Source organism: Undibacterium sp. Rencai35W, from assembly GCF_049340185.1.
Lineage (GTDB): Bacteria > Pseudomonadota > Gammaproteobacteria > Burkholderiales > Burkholderiaceae_D > Undibacterium.
Genome location: NZ_JBMPPC010000001.1, coordinates 461278 through 479221 on the forward strand (window position 1 = coordinate 461278; position 17944 = coordinate 479221).

15 protein-coding genes are annotated in these 17944 nt (G+C 47.9%); 10 read left to right on the plus strand and 5 right to left on the minus strand.

Annotation, left to right across the window (positions count from 1 at the left end; translation table 11 throughout):
* The first annotated feature begins 277 nt into the window (after positions 1–277).
* Both ACO0K3_RS02085 and ACO0K3_RS02090 read left to right on the plus strand, forming a co-directional pair.
* Positions 278–1456: a cystathionine beta-lyase gene (locus tag ACO0K3_RS02085; protein ID WP_422981425.1), complete on the plus strand. Its 1179-nt coding sequence runs from the start codon at positions 278–280 to the stop codon at positions 1454–1456.
* 55 nt (positions 1457–1511) lie between these two features.
* Positions 1512–2003 (plus strand): energy transducer TonB, encoded by a 492-nt coding sequence (locus ACO0K3_RS02090; RefSeq protein WP_422981427.1) that lies wholly within the window; start codon positions 1512–1514, stop codon positions 2001–2003.
* A 289-nt stretch (positions 2004–2292) separates the two neighbouring features.
* Here ACO0K3_RS02090 and ACO0K3_RS02095 read toward each other — a convergent pair whose 3' ends face one another.
* From ACO0K3_RS02095 to ACO0K3_RS02115, 5 genes are all read right to left on the minus strand, one after another.
* Positions 2293–2547 carry a hypothetical protein gene (locus tag ACO0K3_RS02095; RefSeq protein ID WP_422981429.1) on the minus strand — a complete coding sequence of 85 codons (255 nt, stop codon included), beginning with the start codon at positions 2545–2547 and terminating at the stop codon, positions 2293–2295.
* A 284-nt stretch (positions 2548–2831) separates the two neighbouring features.
* Positions 2832–5567 (minus strand): aconitate hydratase AcnA, encoded by a 2736-nt coding sequence (acnA, locus tag ACO0K3_RS02100; RefSeq protein ID WP_422981431.1) that lies wholly within the window; start codon positions 5565–5567, stop codon positions 2832–2834.
* A gap of 99 nt (positions 5568–5666) precedes the next feature.
* The gene (locus ACO0K3_RS02105) at positions 5667–6158 is read right to left on the minus strand and encodes a hypothetical protein (protein WP_422981433.1); all 492 of its coding nucleotides are present in this window, start codon (positions 6156–6158) and stop codon (positions 5667–5669) included.
* Positions 6159–6195: 37 nt separating this feature from the next.
* On the minus strand, positions 6196–7167 hold the full coding sequence (locus ACO0K3_RS02110; protein ID WP_422981435.1) for an HpcH/HpaI aldolase/citrate lyase family protein: 972 nt from the start codon (positions 7165–7167) through the stop codon (positions 6196–6198).
* A gap of 64 nt (positions 7168–7231) precedes the next feature.
* Positions 7232–8221: a malate dehydrogenase gene (locus ACO0K3_RS02115; RefSeq protein ID WP_422981437.1), complete on the minus strand. Its 990-nt coding sequence runs from the start codon at positions 8219–8221 to the stop codon at positions 7232–7234.
* Between the two features lie 475 nt (positions 8222–8696).
* Here ACO0K3_RS02115 and ACO0K3_RS02120 point away from each other — a divergent pair, with 475 nt between their 5' ends.
* The 8 genes from ACO0K3_RS02120 to ACO0K3_RS02155 all read left to right on the plus strand — a co-directional run bounded on the left by ACO0K3_RS02120 (position 8697) and on the right by ACO0K3_RS02155 (position 17884).
* Positions 8697–9500, plus strand: coding sequence for a GntR family transcriptional regulator (locus ACO0K3_RS02120; RefSeq protein WP_422981439.1), 804 nt, complete (start codon positions 8697–8699; stop codon positions 9498–9500).
* A gap of 177 nt (positions 9501–9677) precedes the next feature.
* Positions 9678–10085, plus strand: coding sequence for a succinate dehydrogenase, cytochrome b556 subunit (gene sdhC / locus ACO0K3_RS02125; RefSeq protein WP_422981441.1), 408 nt, complete (start codon positions 9678–9680; stop codon positions 10083–10085).
* The gene (gene sdhD, locus ACO0K3_RS02130; protein ID WP_422981443.1) at positions 10086–10454 is read left to right on the plus strand and encodes a succinate dehydrogenase, hydrophobic membrane anchor protein; all 369 of its coding nucleotides are present in this window, start codon (positions 10086–10088) and stop codon (positions 10452–10454) included.
* A 2-nt stretch (positions 10455–10456) separates the two neighbouring features.
* Positions 10457–12232, plus strand: coding sequence for a succinate dehydrogenase flavoprotein subunit (gene sdhA, locus ACO0K3_RS02135; RefSeq protein WP_422981445.1), 1776 nt, complete (start codon positions 10457–10459; stop codon positions 12230–12232).
* A 12-nt stretch (positions 12233–12244) separates the two neighbouring features.
* Positions 12245–12955 (plus strand): succinate dehydrogenase iron-sulfur subunit, encoded by a 711-nt coding sequence (locus ACO0K3_RS02140; protein WP_422958417.1) that lies wholly within the window; start codon positions 12245–12247, stop codon positions 12953–12955.
* Between the two features lie 131 nt (positions 12956–13086).
* Positions 13087–13368, plus strand: coding sequence for a succinate dehydrogenase assembly factor 2 (locus ACO0K3_RS02145; RefSeq protein ID WP_422981447.1), 282 nt, complete (start codon positions 13087–13089; stop codon positions 13366–13368).
* A gap of 67 nt (positions 13369–13435) precedes the next feature.
* Positions 13436–14743 carry a citrate synthase gene (gene gltA, locus ACO0K3_RS02150; protein WP_422981449.1) on the plus strand — a complete coding sequence of 436 codons (1308 nt, stop codon included), beginning with the start codon at positions 13436–13438 and terminating at the stop codon, positions 14741–14743.
* A 285-nt stretch (positions 14744–15028) separates the two neighbouring features.
* Complete coding sequence (locus ACO0K3_RS02155; protein WP_422981451.1) at positions 15029–17884, plus strand: 2-oxoglutarate dehydrogenase E1 component; 2856 nt, start codon at positions 15029–15031, stop codon at positions 17882–17884.
* The last annotated feature ends 60 nt before the right edge of the window (positions 17885–17944 follow it).

The window sequence follows — 17944 nt, forward strand, 5'->3', positions numbered from 1 at the left end:
ATCAACACGAGTGGAGTGAGTTCACGTTGTGTCTGTTGTTTTTCTCGATCTGATTTGCCTTACATTTCTTGGTGCCATTTTTGTCCCACTTCATTCAGCAATCGAATGGTATCCGCATTTAATTTTTATCATTAATTTTCTCAGCCACACTATTCCCCCGGCATTTCACCGCGTAGCCGTAATGTCTTGTTACAGCACAGTGTGCTCAGCCTCAGATTAAACATCGTAAAATCATGTCGTCGCATTGTGATTGAAATGCATTCCTTAGACATCGATTATGACTACATCTAAAAAGCACGGTGGCAATACTGCCTTAATCCATTCTGACTATCAGGCACCCGAGGGTTTCGCTGCATTTCCTGTAGGGATACACCATGCCTCGACTGTCTTGTTTAAAAACGTAGCAGCGATGCGCGAGCGTAGCTGGCAAAATAAATCGGCCTATACCTATGGTTTACATGGAACACCGACGAGTTTTACTTTGGAAGCCAGACTGGCCGAAATAGAGCAGGGTGAGCATTGTTTGCTCGCCCCCAGTGGCTTGGCGGCGATTACGCTGGTTGATATGGCATTTCTGCAAAGTGGTGACGATGTTCTTATTCCTGACAACGTCTATAACCCGAACCGTGAATTAGGTGACTGGCTCGCACGCAGTTTTGGCATCAGTGCGCGCTATTACGACCCATTGATTGGTGCGGGTATTTCGGATCTGATACGGGATAACACGAGGCTGATTTGGACTGAGGCGCCGGGGTCTGTCACGATGGAGGTGCCTGATATTCCTGCAATCTGTGATGCTGCACATGCCAAAGGCGTTTTGGTCGCATTGGATAATACCTGGTCCGCTGGTGTTGCTTTTCCCGCGTTTGACTGTGGTGTAGATATCATCATGCAGGCACTGACCAAATATCAAAGCGGCGGCTCTGACGTGTTAATGGGGGCGGTGATCACGCGTGATCAGACGTTGAATGCCCGCTTGCAGGCCGCGCATATGCGTTTAGGTTTTGGCGTCGGTATGGATGACGCGTATTTGGTTTTGCGTAATTTGCCGACACTGAAATTGCGTTTTGACGCACACGATGCGAGCGCACGCAAAGTCGCTGCGTGGTTACAGACCCGACCGGAGATCAGCAAAGTTTTGCATCCTGCTCTTGCGGAGTGTCCGGGGCACGAAATCTGGAAGCGCGATTTTACCGGCGCAGGTGGTTTATTCTCGGTCTTGTTTGATGCGCGTTACACCGAAGAGCAGACCGATCGTTTTGTCGATGCACTGCAATTATTTAAAATCGGTTTTAGTTGGGGTGGGGCGCATAGTTTGTGCGTACCTTACCGGATTAAACAGATGCGTCAGCATTGGTCGCACGACGGAATTCTGGTGCGTTTTAATATTGGGCTGGAGGATACAGAGGATCTGATTAATGACATCACCCAGGCGCTTGAAAGTCTAGATGCATGAGATGTCTGGTGCAGATAATCTGGTGTGGAAATATGCCGCACAGTAAGGGAAATTCATGATGCAACGTTCAAAACTAAGCCTTTTTCTTTTTTGCTTGCTTGCCGGATGCGCAAGCCGTCCGTTAGACCAGCCGAGCAAGCCAGGTGTACCGCAAGAGACGAAAAAAATGCCCGCACCGACAAAATCGACTAACTCATCGGCGTTTACTCTGAATGGTTATAAAAAGGATCTGGCGCAGCATATCAGTCGTGAGAACGCGAGCTCGACTTATTCTGACCGGCCGCAGGCGCTGTTGCGGGCGGTGATTGTCGTTAAGTTTGCCATCAATGCTGATGGTAAGTTGCTGAGTAGCGAATTAATGCGTACCAATCATGATCAGGCAGCAGAAAAAACTGCCTTGGCAAGTTTGCGTGGCAGTGCGCCTTACCCTAAGCCGGCGTCATATCTGGTAAAAAATGGACGATTGGAGTTAATCGAAACCTGGTTGTTTAATGATGATGGCCGGTTTCAGTTGCGAACGATTGCACTACCTCAAGAATCGGATTGAGATTGTTTTCTGTATACTAAGGGGTAGTATATTTTAAACGCCCCCTATATTATTGTGGATTGAGGTATATTTGATTGTCTTTTATGGGGAGTATATGATTTTCTGTTGTTCATATTCACCTGTCCGCTACGTTTACATTTTGCTTAATAAAGCTAATGAAATCAGAAAAATAAAAATCCGGTGTACATCACCGGATTTTTTGTGCCGCATCTTTACGTAGCTATATCGAGCTACTTCAATTTACTGCAAATTACTTCAAGTTACTTTAACTTAGTTGAGTGTACACAGCCTATTTGGCGGACGCAGATTCTGACGAAGCACTCGCTGGAGTGGTTGGTGTTGCAGCTGATGCTGAGGCTGACGATGCAGCAGTGTCGGCAGGCATAGGAGCTGCTGGTGCCGATGCTGTAGCACTGGCTGAGTAAACTTCTGTCATATCGTGACCAGTTGCCTCGCCTTGCATGTCCACTTTGTCGCCAGCTTTAAAAATAAAGAATAAAGCAGCTCCGGCAAATACGATAAAGGCTACGGCAATTTTCCACATAATGTCTCCTTGGTTTTAAGATAATCTTTGGATGGATCACGCGAGTCTGTACGCGAATCAATCAAACGTATCGAAGAGTACGCTCCGAGACTTACAGGATTCTTTCAGGAACAAGCAATAAAAAAGACCGGAAAATTTCCGGTCTTTTTGGGTGTTTTTTCATTTTGCTGTCGCTGTACATCAGATCAATGAATCAGTCACGGCATGAAGACTGTATCCGTGATTGATTAATCGAGGCCGTCATTGATGCTAGTGCATTGACAGCCGCTAGCTTAAGTAAAAACTCAGGCAGCCAACAACTGACGCAATACGAACGGCAAGATACCGCCGTGTTTGTAGTAATCCACTTCGATCGGTGTATCGATGCGCAACAGAACTTTGACTTCTTGCTTGTCGCCGTTGGCACGATTGATCACCAACGTTACTTGCTGTTGTGGCTTGATGTCATCTTCGATCCCTTTCAGGTCGTAGGATTCTGTACCTGTGATACCTAAGGAATCAACGCTGTCAGTGCCGATAAATTGCAGAGGCAAGACACCCATGCCAACCAGGTTGGAACGGTGGATACGCTCAAAAGAACGGGCAATCACGGCTTTTACACCGAGCAATTGCGTACCCTTGGCTGCCCAGTCGCGGGAAGAGCCAGTACCATATTCTTCGCCGCCGAAGATCATGGTTGGCGTGCCTTCTGCAACATACTTCATCGCTGCATCGTAGATCGCCATAGGTTCGCCAGTTGGTTGGAATAAGGTTTCGCCGCCTTCTACACGGGAGCCGTCTTCCTTCGCTGGGATCATCAAGTTTTTGATACGTACGTTGGCAAACGTGCCGCGCATCATGATTTCGTGATTGCCACGGCGTGAACCGTAGGAATTGAAATCAGCTTTCAGTACGCCGTTTTCTTTCAACCATTTGCCAGCAGGGCTAGATTCTTTGATGGAGCCCGCAGGGGATATGTGATCCGTTGTGATGGAGTCGCCGAACACGCCGAGTGCGCGTGCACCGGTGATGCCTGTCGCAGCCGCTTTTGGTTCCATCGTGAAGTCAGCGAAGAACGGTGGTTCAGCGATGTAGGTAGATGTTGGCCAGTTGTAGACTTCACCTTCCGCCACGCCTTTGATGTTTTCCCACAGTTTGCCTGGCGCACCTTTAACGTCTGCGTAGTTGTCTTTGAACGTTTTAGAATTCATCGCAAACTTCATCAACTTGTTGATTTCTGCACTGGTTGGCCAGATGTCACCCAGGAAAATATCTTTACCTTTGACGCGACCAACTGGTTCTGTCATCAGGTCCTTCGTCATATTGCCAGCGATCGCGTAAGCAACAACCAATGGAGGTGATGCTAAGAAATTGGAGCGGATGTTCGGGTGAATACGTGCTTCGAAGTTGCGGTTGCCGGACAAAATAGCGGATGCCACGATATCGTTCGCGACGATGGCTTCGTTCATCGCCGGTGTCAGATCGCCTGCATTACCGATACAGGTTGTACAGCCGTAAGCAGTGACGCCGAAACCGAGTTTTTCCAGGTAAGGCAACAAGCCTGCTGCTTCCAGATATTTAGTGACGACGCGGGAGCCAGGCGCCAGCGAAGTTTTGATATGTGGTGCAACTTTCAAACCGGCTTCAACCGCTTTTTTCGCCAGCAAGCCAGCTGCCAGCAAGACGCTAGGGTTGGATGTGTTGGTGCAAGAGGTAATCGCGGCGATCAGGACGTCACCGTTCTTGACTTTTACGTTGTCCGAATTGGTGTAGACCGCATCCAGGTCTTCTGCTTTTTTGTTAAAGCCGTTTTCAGATGTTGGCTTAGCGAACAAATCCGCAAAAGTGGATTTTACATTGCCGATTTCGATACGGTCTTGCGGGCGTTTAGGGCCGGCTAATGACGGTGCGACAGTGGACAGATCGAGAGAGATTTCTGTCGTGTAGTCAATGTCGCCAGCTTTAGGGATGCCGAACATCTTCTGAGCTTTGAAATAGCCTTCGAATGCGTCGATTTCTGCTTTGGTACGGCCTGTACCTTTGAAATAGTCGATAGTGGCTTCATCAACAGGGAAGAAGCCCATCGTTGCACCGTATTCCGGCGCCATGTTGGCGATGGTTGCACGATCTGTCAGGGATAAAGTACGTGTACCTTCCCCGAAGAATTCAACGAATTTACCAACGACTTTTGCTTTGCGCAGCAGTTCAGTAATAGTCAGTACCAGATCCGTTGCAGTGCAACCTTCGCGCAGTGCGCCTGTCAGGTTGACGCCGACCACGTCAGGTGTCAGGAAGTAGACTGGCTGACCGAGCATGCCAGCTTCTGCTTCGATACCGCCCACACCCCAGCCAACTACGCCGATACCATTGATCATGGTAGTGTGGGAGTCAGTACCTACCAGAGTGTCAGGGTAGTAGATGTCATTTTTCTTCGCATCTTTAATTTTGTGTACGCCGCGTGCCAGGTATTCCAGATTGACCTGGTGGACGATACCAAAACCTGGAGGAACAACGCCGAATGTATCAAACGCTTGCATACCCCACTTCATGAACTGATAGCGCTCGTTGTTACGAGAGAATTCCAGTTTCATGTTCAGGTCGAGCGCTTTCTTTTCACGGAAATGATCGATTTGTACCGAGTGATCTACGACCAGATCAACCGGCACCAGTGGTTCGATATTTTTAGGATTTTTGCCTTGTTTGGCAGCGACGTTGCGCATTGCAGCTAAGTCAGCCAGCAGTGGAACGCCTGTGAAATCTTGCAAAACAACACGGGAAACCACAAACGGGATCTCATCAGTACGATCAGCTTTAGCGCTCCAGTTGGCGAGCTGTTTGACATGCTCTTCAGTGACCTTTTTGCCGTCGCAGTTACGCAAAACGGATTCGAGTACCACGCGGATGGAGACTGGCAAGCGTGAGATTTTCGCCCCCAGATTTTTTTCCAGAGCGGGCAGGGAATAAAATTTACCTTTTTTGGAATCTGAAATCTTAAAATCTTTCAGGGTTTTGAATGCATCTTTATACGCATTTTGGCTCATGGCTGTTCCTTATTTTTACGAAAATCAATCATCAAAACTAATCGTCTTACTTATTACTGCTTACAATTTTTACTGCGTTTTTTTACTTGATGCGACTACTTATTTTGCTTGTGTAGCAGCCTCGGTTTTTAACTCGGCTTCGGCAATCACCTGGTCGGTCGTTTTGCATTCATTCGCTAATTGCTGACCACGATGTGAATCCAGTAGCAAGCCTTTTGCGGGGATGCCGATCCAGAGGAAGCCTGCTTTGCGATTTTCAAAGCGATGTGCGCCGGTAGTCGTTTCCATACGGGTCAGACGATACAGGCGTTTTTTCCAGCGCATTGCCATGTGTTTGTCGTCATCAGCGTTGGTGTACATCGTCAGTACGTTGCCGAGCTCACATTTGTACTCAAAGGTTTTGCTTTCCTTGACATCGGGTTCGCCGTCGTCGTCGTCAAGCGCCACGGGCGCTGCTGGTTTTGCTGCTGCCTTGGCAGTTTTTGTCGCCACCTTGGTTTTTGGTGCTGGCGTTGTCTGTGCATTAGCCGATACTTGTGATAGCCCAAGGCTCAGGGTCATGCAGCTAATAATCTGTAAAATTTTCTTCATCTGTATCTCCGTCTATCTTATGGTCGTTACTACTAAATTACATGAAAGCGTAGCCTTGTTCTGGTAACTGAATCTGACTTTGCTGTGCTCTTTTTAATAAAGTCCAATAGTAACGGTAACTTGCTCTGTCATGAAGCCGTCCGTTAAGTTGGATTGGTCCCCATTCTTTTTGCTGAGCTGCTCCCAGAATGCTGATTGCCTCGTTAATCTCAGCACTCCTTGGTGACAACGCCTTGATTATTGGCTTGATCTGGTCGGGATGTATGCTCCACATTCTGGTATAGCCACACTCCATCATCGCGCGCGTAGCGTCACCCGCGACAATAGCAGTGTCTTCGATTTCTGTGGTTACATTGTGTGACGCGATTTTTCCAAACCGATGGCAGGCGGCAGCTATTTCCAGCTTCGCGCGCACAACAAGAGGATGCGTGAACTGTCCGGGAGAACGCATGGCATTTGCGGGGATTACGCCGCAATGTGCTGAAACGAAATCCATGATGCCGAATGACAGGCAGGCGATTTGCGGAATGGCTGCAATCTGTTGCACTTCGGCAAGCGCACCGTGCGTCTCTATCAATACATGTACAGGTAAAGGCGTTGCGCGATGCGGGGAGAAGTGTTGATTTACTTTGTCAATTGCTTGTATGACTTGCTGAGCACTGTTGATCTTCGGCAGAACCAGATAGGCAAGTTTGCTCGCAGCAATCGGGGCAATGGTGGCGATGTCTAGTTCAAAATAGGGGCTGCCCACATCGTGCACGCGCACACCAATGCGTTGAAATTGATTTTGTTCTGATGCAATCAGATTGGCTACTAGTCTGGCGTGAGCTGATTCATTGCCTGCCGCAGCGCCGTCCTCACAGTCAAACGTGATGTCAAATACCGGACCGAGATCGTTTTGTAAGCTGATGGATTTATGCATCAATTTTTCAGATCCAGCATAGTGATCACATACCGGCAATAAGACCGGTTGTTGCTGATCCTGAAATAAGACTTGGGAAGGATGCATTGTCACGCTATAAGAAAATAATTAGCTGGTTTGACGCAAATACATCAAACCAGCTCCTGATGGTTTAGCCTACCAGGTGTTTGACACCGTCACGCTCTTCTTGCAATTCTTTGAGCGTTACGTTGATGCGTTCACGCGAAAACTCATCAATCTCCAAGCCTTGAACGATGGTGTATTCACCATTTTCTGTTGTGACAGGAAAGCCAAACATTGTGCCTTCAGGGATGCCATAAGAGCCATCGGAAGGGATGCCCATGGTTGTCCATTTGCCGTTTGTTCCCAGAACCCAGTCACGTACGTGATCAATCGCCGCGTTGGCTGCGGACGCTGCAGAGGACAGGCCGCGTGCTTCAATAATGGCTGCGCCACGTTTGCCGACGGTTGGCAAAAATACGTCTTTATTCCAGACCTGGTCGTTGATCAGATCTTTGACGGATGCGCCATCTGCAGTTGCGAAGCGATAGTCGGCGTACATTGTAGGAGAGTGATTGCCCCACACGCAGAGTTTTTCAATCGCTGCGACTGGCTTGCCGATTTTGGCGGCTACCTGAGACAGAGCGCGGTTGTGGTCCAGTCGCAGCATTGCCGTGAAGTTCTTGGATGGCAGACTTGGCGCGGATTTCATAGCGATGTATGCGTTGGTGTTGGCTGGATTGCCAACAACCAGCACTTTGACATTGCGGGAAGCAACAGCGTCCAGAGCTTTACCTTGTACGGTGAAAATCTGTGCATTCGCTTCCAGCAGGTCTTTACGTTCCATGCCAGGGCCGCGTGGACGAGCACCGACTAACAATGCTACGTCGATATCTTTGAATGCGGTCATTGGATCACTGTGAGCTGTCATGCCGCTCAGTAATGGGAATGCGCAATCGTCAATCTCCATCATGACGCCTTTGAGCGCTTTTTGTGCTTTTTCGTCAGGGATTTCTAACAATTGCAAAATGACTGGCTGGTCTTTGCCCAGCATGTCGCCGTTAGCGATACGGAATAAAAGGGAATAGCCGATTTGGCCAGCAGCGCCTGTAACAGCAACGCGCATAGGGGATTTTGCCATGATGCATCTCCGAGGTGGTGTAAAAACAATGTTCAAATCTAGCTTTTGCCAGCCATCATTTTGATGTGCTTGCCAAGCAGGTCAACACATAATGATACCGTTGAAAACGCAGTGAGTCAGCCAAATTCACGGCAGACTTCTGTTTTTTTGAGTTTGGTTCCGATCGCTCAGACTCACTCATTTGGGGATCATTGAGGTTTTGGGCTTTACTTTGATTGCGTTAGAACTATAGTGCTTGTTAGTTGTCTTTCTGATGCTGCGATGTCGGTCTGTCAGTTTGGCGGATCACAAAAATCTTTTTAGGCAAGCTGAAAATTTTTACCGAAGCGTCTTGGAGTTCTATTCAGCACTTTCGTACGGGAGTTTAGGTGGACTCGTGCTAAGTGTCAATGAATATCTTATGTCTTATATAAGACATATTAATTGATAGTTTGTTCTGGACTTACCGAGCCTTTTTGTGGTGAAATTGCAGACTATGAATTCTAATGTGCCAACCTCAAATAACCAGAATAGCAATGCGACCTCCAATATTGCAGGTAATGCTCATTCTGCGCCTGGCGCTTCACCTACTTTTAGTCCCCTGTATCAGCAAATTAAGGCATTAATTACGCAAAGCCTGCAATCTGGCGAGTGGAAGCCGGGCGAGTTGATTCCCAGTGAGATCGAACTGGCTAGTCGCTTTAAGGTAAGTCAGGGTACGGTTCGTAAAGCAATTGACGAATTGTCTGCGGAGAATCTGGTTGTGCGCAGGCAGGGGAAGGGGACATTTGTCGCGACTCATCATGAAGCGCGCGCGCAGTTCCGTTTTCTGCGTCTGGTGCCAGATGAGGGGAAGCCACATTACCCTGAAAATAAAATTGTCGAAGTTAAGCGTCTGCGCGCACCTGCCGATGTAGCGAGGGCGCTTGATATTAAGTCCGGTGACTCAGTCGTATTTATACGCAGGGTTCAGTACTTCTCCGGCGTTCCGACTATTTTGGATGACCTGTGGTTGCCTGGCGTTATTTTTAAAGGGCTGACTGCGGAGCGGCTGAATGAGTACAAGGGGCCTATGTACGGGTTATTTGAGACTGAATTCGGCACGCATATGATCAGAGCGTCAGAGGAAATTCGTGCTGTTTGTGCTGATGACATTGCTGCTGAGTTGCTGGCAGTGCCGTCTGGCGTCCCTTTGCTCAAGGTGGAGCGCGTTTCTTATACGTACGGCGATAAGCCAGTTGAATTGCGTCGCGGTTTGTATTTGACCGCTCAGCATCATTATAAAAATGAGTTGAGTTAAGTAAAGTTTTCACGAGTGCATGGTCATGTTGACACATTGCATGTCAGCATGTGTCGCCGAAAATCGCAGTAAGATATAACTATTTTGTAGACGGATGTCTTTTTTGTTGGTGCAATGCACCAAAATAGGCGAAAATTATAAAGTTCATGTACAGACTAGTTAATGGGGAGATTATTCATGTCTGAAGTAGTAAAAGCCAAACCTCGCTTTGGGGTAATGCGGCTAATTGATGCGACCGGATACCGGCTGCCACTTGCCGGTTTTGTCTCGATTCTACATCGTGCCAGCGGGATGTTGATGTTCTTATTAATGCCTTTCATTTTGTACTTGCTTGATAAGAGTCTGACGTCGGAGCTGTCATTTGCCGTGTTGAAAAATTTCACTTCAGGTGTTTTTGTTAAGCTGATTATTTTGGCGATTTCTTGGGCTTATTTGCATCATTTTTGTGCGGGCATCCGTCACTTGTTTATGGATCTTCACATCGGACTGAATAAGGACTCGGCTCGCAAATCTGCCGTCGGCGTACTCGCGATCAGCTTGCCTTTGACTGCATTGGTTGCCCTGAAATTATTTGGAGTATTTTAAATGGCAAACAACAATATTGGCCCTAATCGGCTCGTAGTAGGTGCGCATTATGGTTTGCGCGACTGGCTGGCGCAACGTGTTACTGCAATTGTAATGGCCGCCTATACCGTCATTTTGTTAGTTCTGTTTTTGACGGGTAATGATTTTAGTTACGAAGGATGGGCGGGAATTTTTGCTCATCAATGGTTTAAGCTGGCAACATTTACTGTATTCATCGCTTTGTTCTATCACGCATGGGTTGGTATGCGCGATGTATGGATGGATTATGTAACGCATAGTGTTGCTTTGCGTCTGGTGTTTCAAGTTGCCACTATTCTGTGGCTAGTTGCTTGTGTCGGATATACGGCACAGATTTTGTGGAGAGTATAAACGTGGCAGCAATTAAACCCGCAATCCCATCCCGTCGCTTTGATGCGGTGATCGTTGGCGCAGGTGGCTCAGGCATGCGTGCTTCTCTGCAACTGGCAGAGGCCGGCCTGAACGTCGCTGTTTTGTCTAAAGTATTTCCTACCCGTTCGCATACCGTAGCTGCGCAAGGTGGTATCGGCGCTTCGCTGGGTAATATGTCAGAGGATAACTGGTACTGGCATATGTTTGATACGGTCAAAGGCTCTGATTACCTGGGTGATCAGGACGCGATTGAATTCATGTGCCGTGAAGCCCCAAAAGTGGTCTATGAATTAGAGCATTTTGGCATGCCATTTGACCGTAATGCAGATGGTACGATTTATCAGCGTCCTTTCGGTGGTCATACTGCGAATTTTGGTGAAAAACCAGTCCAGCGTGCATGTGCTGCGGCAGATCGTACTGGTCATGCGCTTCTGCATACGCTGTATCAGCGTAATGTTCGTGCCCGTACGCACTTTTTCGTTGAGTGGATGGCGATCGACCTGATTCGCGATGCGGATGGTGATGTGTTGGGTGTCGTCGCTCTTGAAATGGAAACTGGCGAAGTCATGATGCTAGAAGCGAAGCAAACAATCTTCGCTACGGGTGGTGCTGGTCGTATCTGGGCTGCATCTACCAACGCCTTTATCAATACCGGTGACGGTATGGGTATGGCGGCGCGTGCAGGTTTGCCGCTCGAAGATATGGAATTCTGGCAATTCCATCCAACCGGCGTAGCTGGTGCGGGTGTCTTGATTACTGAGGGCGTGCGAGGCGAGGGCGGTATTCTGGTGAATAGCCAGGGGGAACGTTTCATGGAACGTTATGCACCTACACTGAAAGATCTGGCGCCACGTGACTTCGTTTCGCGCTCTATGGATCAGGAAATTAAAGAAGGTCGCGGTTGCGGCCCGAATAAGGATCACGTCATGCTCGATCTGCGCCACATCGGTGCTGACACGATTCAAAAACGTTTGCCGTCAATTCTGGAAATCGCGCACAAATTTGCTAACGTCGATGCGACTAAAGAGCCGATCCCCGTTGTGCCGACAATTCATTATCAGATGGGTGGTATCCCGACCAATATTTACGGTCAAGTAATTGCACCTAAAAACGGTAGCAGCGAAATTGTTAACGGCTTGTATGCGATCGGTGAATGCGCTTGCGTTTCCGTTCATGGTGCAAACCGTCTCGGTACAAATTCGCTGTTAGATTTGTTGGTGTTTGGTCGTGCGGCGGGTAATCACATCGTTGCAAGTAATTTGAAGGCTCGTAGTAACAAGGATTTGCCAGCGGATGCAGCAGATCTGGCGTTGTCTCGTTTGGCTAAGCTGGAAACCAGCACAGGCACTGAACGTGTACAAGACGTTGCAAATGCGATCCGTAAGACGATGCAATATCACTGCGGCGTATTCCGCACTGATGAATTGCTGCAAGAAGGCGTCAAAGAAATTATGGAGCTGGATGAGCGTCGCAAGCATGTTTCGTTCAAAGATAAATCCAAAGTTTTTAACACAGCACGTGTAGAAGCCTTGGAACTGGATAACCTGATCGAAACCGCAAAAGCAACGATTACATCCGCCGCTGCCCGTAAAGAATCTCGTGGTGCGCATGCGCATCGTGACTACGAAAAACGTGATGACGACAATTGGATGAAGCATACTTTGTGGTACTCAGAAGGCAATCGCCTTGACTACAAGCCTGTCAATACAAAGCCGCTGACTGTTGAAACCTTCAAGCCAAAAGCTCGTACATTCTAAAGAGATATCACTATGGCACGTACATTAAAATTTAAAATCTATCGCTATGATCCGGACAAGGATGCCAAGCCTTACATGCAAGATTTGACAGTAGAGTTACAAGATACTGACAAGATGTTGTTGGATGCTCTCCAGCGCATTAAGGCGGATGTGGATGACTCTCTGGCGTTGCGTCGCTCGTGCCGTGAAGGTGTCTGCGGCTCAGATGCGATGAATATCAATGGCAAAAACGGTTTGGCTTGCACCACAAACTTAAATGAGTTGAGTGAGCCTATCGTTTTGCGTCCTTTGCCAGGTTTGCCGGTCATTCGTGATCTCATCGTGGACATGACGCAATTCTTCAAGCAATACAATTCCATCAAGCCTTACCTGATGAATGAGTCTATTCCTCCAGAAAAAGAACGTCTGCAAACACCGGCAGAGCGTGAAGAGCTGGACGGTTTGTACGAATGTATTCTCTGTGCATGCTGCTCGACATCTTGTCCTTCGTTCTGGTGGAATCCGGACAAGTTTGTAGGCCCGGCAGGTCTACTGCAAGCTTATCGTTTTATCGCGGATTCGCGTGATGAGGCAACTAGCGAGCGCCTGGACAATCTGGAAGATCCATATCGCTTATTCCGCTGCCATACGATCATGAATTGTGTGGATGTTTGTCCAAAAGGTCTGAATCCAACTAGAGCTATCGGCAAAATCAAGGAATTAATGGTTCGCCGCGCAGTCTAGTGAAGAGTGCGGTCTGTTTGCAGCGCAAGCTGATCTAACCGACCGCTCTTATTTCATGCCATTTTTTTGAATGCCAAAAAATGTATTCATGAGAATGGCATGAAATATGAAAATAAGTATTGAAAGTATTTATGTCTGAGTCAAAAGTTGATACCCACCAAAGCGATCCGGTCAAGCGAGCGCGACTCCGGTGGCGAGCAAGACGTGGATTGCTGGAAAACGATCTGATACTGACTCGTTTTCTGGATGCCCATGAAACGTCCTTGAGCGATGATGAGGTCGACGCCTTCAGCAGGTTGATGGAGTTGCCGGACAATACTTTGATGGATCTGATTCTGGCGAAAAAACAACCAGAAGCCGAGGTTGACCTGCCACATGTGCATGCCTTATTGGCTCGCTTGCAAATAGCCTGAAACAGAAAACGATTTTTCTCTCGCGTTTTTTTGATTAACGACTCACCTCTACATTGAAGGAAGAGCCATGACTAACTCTGAAACAAAAGCAACACTCTCTTTTTCCGATGGTTCCGCATCGTTGGAAATGCCGATTTACAAAGGCTCAGTTGGTCCAGATGTCATCGACATTCGAAAGTTATATGGTGCAACAGGTATGTTCACCTATGATCCTGGCTTTATGTCTACTGCTGCTTGTAACTCTTCGATCACCTATATCGATGGTGATAAAGGCGAATTGCTGTATCGCGGTTACCCGATCGAACAACTGGCAGTCAACGGCGGCGACTTCCTGGAAACCTGCTATTTGTTGTTAAACGGTGAATTGCCAAACGCGGCGCAAAAAACTGAATTCGTTGACACGGTGACAAAGCACACCATGGTTCACGAACAGATGCAATTTTTCTTCCGTGGCTTCCGTCGCGACGCGCATCCAATGTCGGTACTAGTCGGTACAGTAGGTGCATTGGCATCGTTTTATCACGATTCTCTTGATATTAATGATCCGCATCATCGCGAAGTATCTGCGATTCGTCTGATCGCTAAAATGCCAACGCTGGTCGCCATGGCGTACAAATATTCAATCGGCCAGCCGTTTGTTTATCCGCGCAATGATTTGTCATATAGCGCTAACTTTATGCACATGATGTTCTCGACACCATGTGAGCCATATAAAGTCAATGAAGTACTGGTCCGTGCGTTGGATCGTATTTTGATTTTGCATGCAGATCACGAGCAAAACGCGTCCACATCAACAGTGCGTCTGGCTGGCTCCTCAGGCGCAAATCCATTCGCTTGTATTGCCGCTGGTATCGCCTGCTTATGGGGTCCTGCTCATGGCGGTGCGAATGAAGCTGCATTGAGCATGCTGGAAGAAATCGGTAGCGTTGACAACATCCCTGAATTTATCGCGCAAGTTAAAGATAAAAACTCTGGTGTTAAATTAATGGGCTTTGGTCATCGTGTTTATAAAAACTACGACCCACGTGCCAAACTGATGCGTGAAACTTGTTATGAAGTATTGAATGAGCTTGGTTTGCAAGATGATCCATTGTTCAAACTCGCTATGGCGTTGGAAAAAATTGCGCTGGAAGATGAATACTTTGTTTCCCGTAAATTGTATCCAAACGTTGATTTCTACTCAGGTATTGTTCAGCGCGCATTAGGCATTCCAACTTCTTTGTTCACAGGTATTTTTGCCCTGGCGCGTACTGTAGGCTGGATCGCTCAGTGGAAAGAAATGATTTCTGATCCAGAGCAAAAAATTGGTCGTCCACGTCAATTATTTGTGGGCTCACCGAAGCGTGATGTCCCGCCGATTGATCAGCGCGGTTAATTGTAAAAAACATGAAAAAAAGCGAGTCTTCAAGACTCGCTTTTTTTTCGTACAATAAATATGCTATGCTTCGCATCGAATGTGAAATTTTAGATGTAATTTCACTTTTAATTCAAAAGCGTTATATTTTTATAAATGCAAATGACGATTTTGACTTGGAAGTGAGATAGTTTGAAACCAGCCCTTCCCCACAACTTGATGTGCAATCCGCTAACCGGTCAGGCCGTGTCGCGGAAGGTTAGATTAACCCGCTAATCTCGCGAAACGCGAAGAAAGGTGAGCAAGATGATGCAACAATATAACGCCAACTCGTATTTGTTCGGCGGCAATGCGCCGTACGTAGAAGAACTTTACGAAGCGTATCTCAATAATCCCGGTTCAGTCCCTGATAACTGGCGTGCGTATTTCGACGCGATGCAGCATGTTCCTGCTGTCGACGGTTCAAGCAAGCCCGACGTTGCTCATGCACCCGTCATTGCTTCGTTCGCCGAACGTGCGAAACAAGGCCCGATTCGTACAGTCAGCGCAACTGCTGATGCTGAAATGGGACGCAAGCGCGTTGCTGCTCAGCAATTAATCGCCGCTTATCGTTTCCTTGGCAGTCACTGGGCTAATCTGGATCCTCTGCAACGTCAGGAACGTCCAAGTATTCCAGAGCTGGAGCCAAGTTTTTATGGTTTCACCGATGCTGATATGGACATTCAGTTCAATATCAGTAATACCTATTTTGGACCGGAAACAGCGTCGCTGCGTGACCTCCTGAATTCTTTGCGTGATACATATTGCCGTTCTATCGGCGCAGAATTCATGTACATCAGTGATCCGACGGAGAAGCGCTGGTTGCAACAAAAGCTCGAATCCATTCGCTCTACACCAGCATTTTCAGCTGAAAAGAAAAAACATATTCTTGATCGCCTGACTGCCGCTGAAGGTCTGGAACGTTATCTGCATACTAAATATGTAGGACAAAAACGCTTCTCGCTCGAAGGTGGTGAGAGTTTCATTGCGTCGATGGATGAAACTATTCAACGCGCTGGCGAACGTGGCGTAGAAGAAATCGTCATCGGTATGGCACATCGCGGCCGGCTTAATGTCTTGGTCAATACCTTAGGCAAAATGCCACAAGACTTGTTTGCTGAATTTGAAGGCAAACATGGTGATGATTTACCCGCCGGTGACGTCAAGTATCACCAAGGTTTCTCCTCCGATATTTCTACACCGGGCGGTCCGGTTCACTTGTCTCTGGCGTTCAATCCATCGCATCTGGAAATAGTTAATCCGGTGGTTGAAGGCTCTGTCAAAGCGCGTATGGAACGCCGTGGCGACAAAGATGGCTCACAAGTTCTGCCTATTCTCGTGCATGGTGATGCTGCGTTTGCAGGGCAGGGCGTCGTAATGGAAACCCTGAATCTGGCGCAAACACGTGGCTATGGTACTGGTGGTACGATCCATCTCGTGATCAATAATCAGATCGGTTTTACTACATCAGATCCGCGTGATTCACGTTCGACCTTATATTGCTCCGACGTGGTGAAAATGATCGAGGCACCGGTACTGCACGTGAACGCAGATGATCCGGAAGCCGTCGTATTGGCAACGCAGATTGCCTTGGATTACCGTATGGAATTCAAGAAGGACATCGTCGTCGATATCATTTGCTACCGTAAATTGGGTCATAACGAACAAGACACACCAGCATTGACGCAGCCTCTGATGTATAAAAAAATTGCGCAGCATCCTGGTACGCGCAAAATGTACGCAGACAAACTGGCGGCACAAGGTACGATTGCAGCCGATGGCGGCGATCAGATGGTGAAAGCTTTCCGTGATGCTATGGATGCTGGTAAACATACCGTTGACCCAGTTATTTCCAACTTCAAAAACAAGTATGCGGTTGACTGGATCCCATTCCTGAACCGCAAATGGACGGATGCTGCTGATACCGCAGTGCCTGCTTCTGAGCTGAAGCGTCTGGCTGAGCGTATTACGACAGTTCCCGAAGGCTTCAAGCCACATAGTCTGGTAGAAAAAGTACTGGGCGACCGCGCAACAATGGGGCGCGGTGAGATGAATCTGGACTGGGGTATGGGTGAGCATCTGGCTTACGCATCTCTGGTTGCGTCTGGCTATGCGATTCGTCTGACTGGTCAAGATGCAGGTCGCGGTACATTTGTGCATCGTCACGCTGTTTTGCATGATCAAAATCGTGAGCGCTGGGATGCTGGCACCTATATTCCTTTGCAAAACATCTCTGACAAACAAGCGCCGTTCACCGTCATTGACTCGGTACTGTCGGAAGAAGCCGTGCTTGGTTTTGAATATGGTTACTCAACGGCAGAACCAAATACGTTGACAATCTGGGAAGCTCAGTTCGGCGATTTCGCCAATGGTGCTCAAGTGGTGATCGATCAGTTCATCAGCTCCGGCGAAGTGAAGTGGGGTCGTGCTTCCGGTCTGGTATTGATGCTGCCACACGGTTACGAAGGTCAGGGGCCAGAGCATTCATCCGCGCGTCCTGAGCGTTTCTTGCAATTGTGTGCTGACAATAATATGCAAGTGGTTCAGCCGACCAATGCCGCACAAATTTTCCATCTGTTGCGTCGTCAGATGATTCGTCAGTTCCGTAAGCCACTGGTCATCATGACACCGAAGTCTTTGTTGCGTAACAAAGATGCAGGTTCTCCTTTGTCCGAACTGGCAAAAGGCAGCTTCCATACGGTCATCGGTGAAGTTGACGAAAAGATTGATGCCAAGAAGGTCAAGCGCGTAATCGCCTGCTCAGGCAAGGTTTATTACGATCTGGTCAACGCTCGTAAAGAACGTGGTCAGACGGATACCGCGATTATTCGGGTGGAACAGTTGTATCCGTTCCCGCATAAGAGCTTCTCAGCAGAGTTGAAAAAATTCCCTAATCTGGCTGAATTGATCTGGGCGCAGGATGAGCCGCAAAATCAGGGGCCTTGGTTCCAGATACAGCATAATATTTTTGAGAGTCTGGATGAAGGTCAAAAACTGGCATACGCTGGTCGTCCAGCCAGTGCATCGCCTGCTGTCGGTTACTACGACAAGCACTATGCACAACAAAAAGCATTGCTGGATACGGCATTTTCCAAGCTCAAGGGCTACGTCCTGACCAAATAACACTCAATAGTGAAACGCGGCGCAGCAGAAGCTGTTGCGCCCGATGACTATCCGAAACGG

Excerpts from the sequence above, each read along its gene's own strand:
- ACO0K3_RS02085 (WP_422981425.1), top strand. The coding sequence starts at position 278 with ATGACTACATCTAAAAAGCACGGTGGCAATACTGCCTTAATCCATTCT.
- ACO0K3_RS02090 (WP_422981427.1), top strand. The coding sequence starts at position 1,512 with ATGATGCAACGTTCAAAACTAAGCCTTTTTCTTTTTTGCTTGCTTGCC.
- ACO0K3_RS02095 (WP_422981429.1), bottom strand. The coding sequence starts at position 2,547 with ATGTGGAAAATTGCCGTAGCCTTTATCGTATTTGCCGGAGCTGCTTTA.
- acnA (WP_422981431.1), bottom strand. The coding sequence starts at position 5,567 with ATGAGCCAAAATGCGTATAAAGATGCATTCAAAACCCTGAAAGATTTT.
- ACO0K3_RS02105 (WP_422981433.1), bottom strand. The coding sequence starts at position 6,158 with ATGAAGAAAATTTTACAGATTATTAGCTGCATGACCCTGAGCCTTGGG.
- ACO0K3_RS02110 (WP_422981435.1), bottom strand. The coding sequence starts at position 7,167 with ATGCATCCTTCCCAAGTCTTATTTCAGGATCAGCAACAACCGGTCTTA.
- ACO0K3_RS02115 (WP_422981437.1), bottom strand. The coding sequence starts at position 8,221 with ATGGCAAAATCCCCTATGCGCGTTGCTGTTACAGGCGCTGCTGGCCAA.
- ACO0K3_RS02120 (WP_422981439.1), top strand. The coding sequence starts at position 8,697 with ATGAATTCTAATGTGCCAACCTCAAATAACCAGAATAGCAATGCGACC.
- sdhC (WP_422981441.1), top strand. The coding sequence starts at position 9,678 with ATGTCTGAAGTAGTAAAAGCCAAACCTCGCTTTGGGGTAATGCGGCTA.
- sdhD (WP_422981443.1), top strand. The coding sequence starts at position 10,086 with ATGGCAAACAACAATATTGGCCCTAATCGGCTCGTAGTAGGTGCGCAT.
- ACO0K3_RS02140 (WP_422958417.1), top strand. The coding sequence starts at position 12,245 with ATGGCACGTACATTAAAATTTAAAATCTATCGCTATGATCCGGACAAG.
- ACO0K3_RS02145 (WP_422981447.1), top strand. The coding sequence starts at position 13,087 with ATGTCTGAGTCAAAAGTTGATACCCACCAAAGCGATCCGGTCAAGCGA.
- gltA (WP_422981449.1), top strand. The coding sequence starts at position 13,436 with ATGACTAACTCTGAAACAAAAGCAACACTCTCTTTTTCCGATGGTTCC.
- ACO0K3_RS02155 (WP_422981451.1), top strand. The coding sequence starts at position 15,029 with ATGATGCAACAATATAACGCCAACTCGTATTTGTTCGGCGGCAATGCG.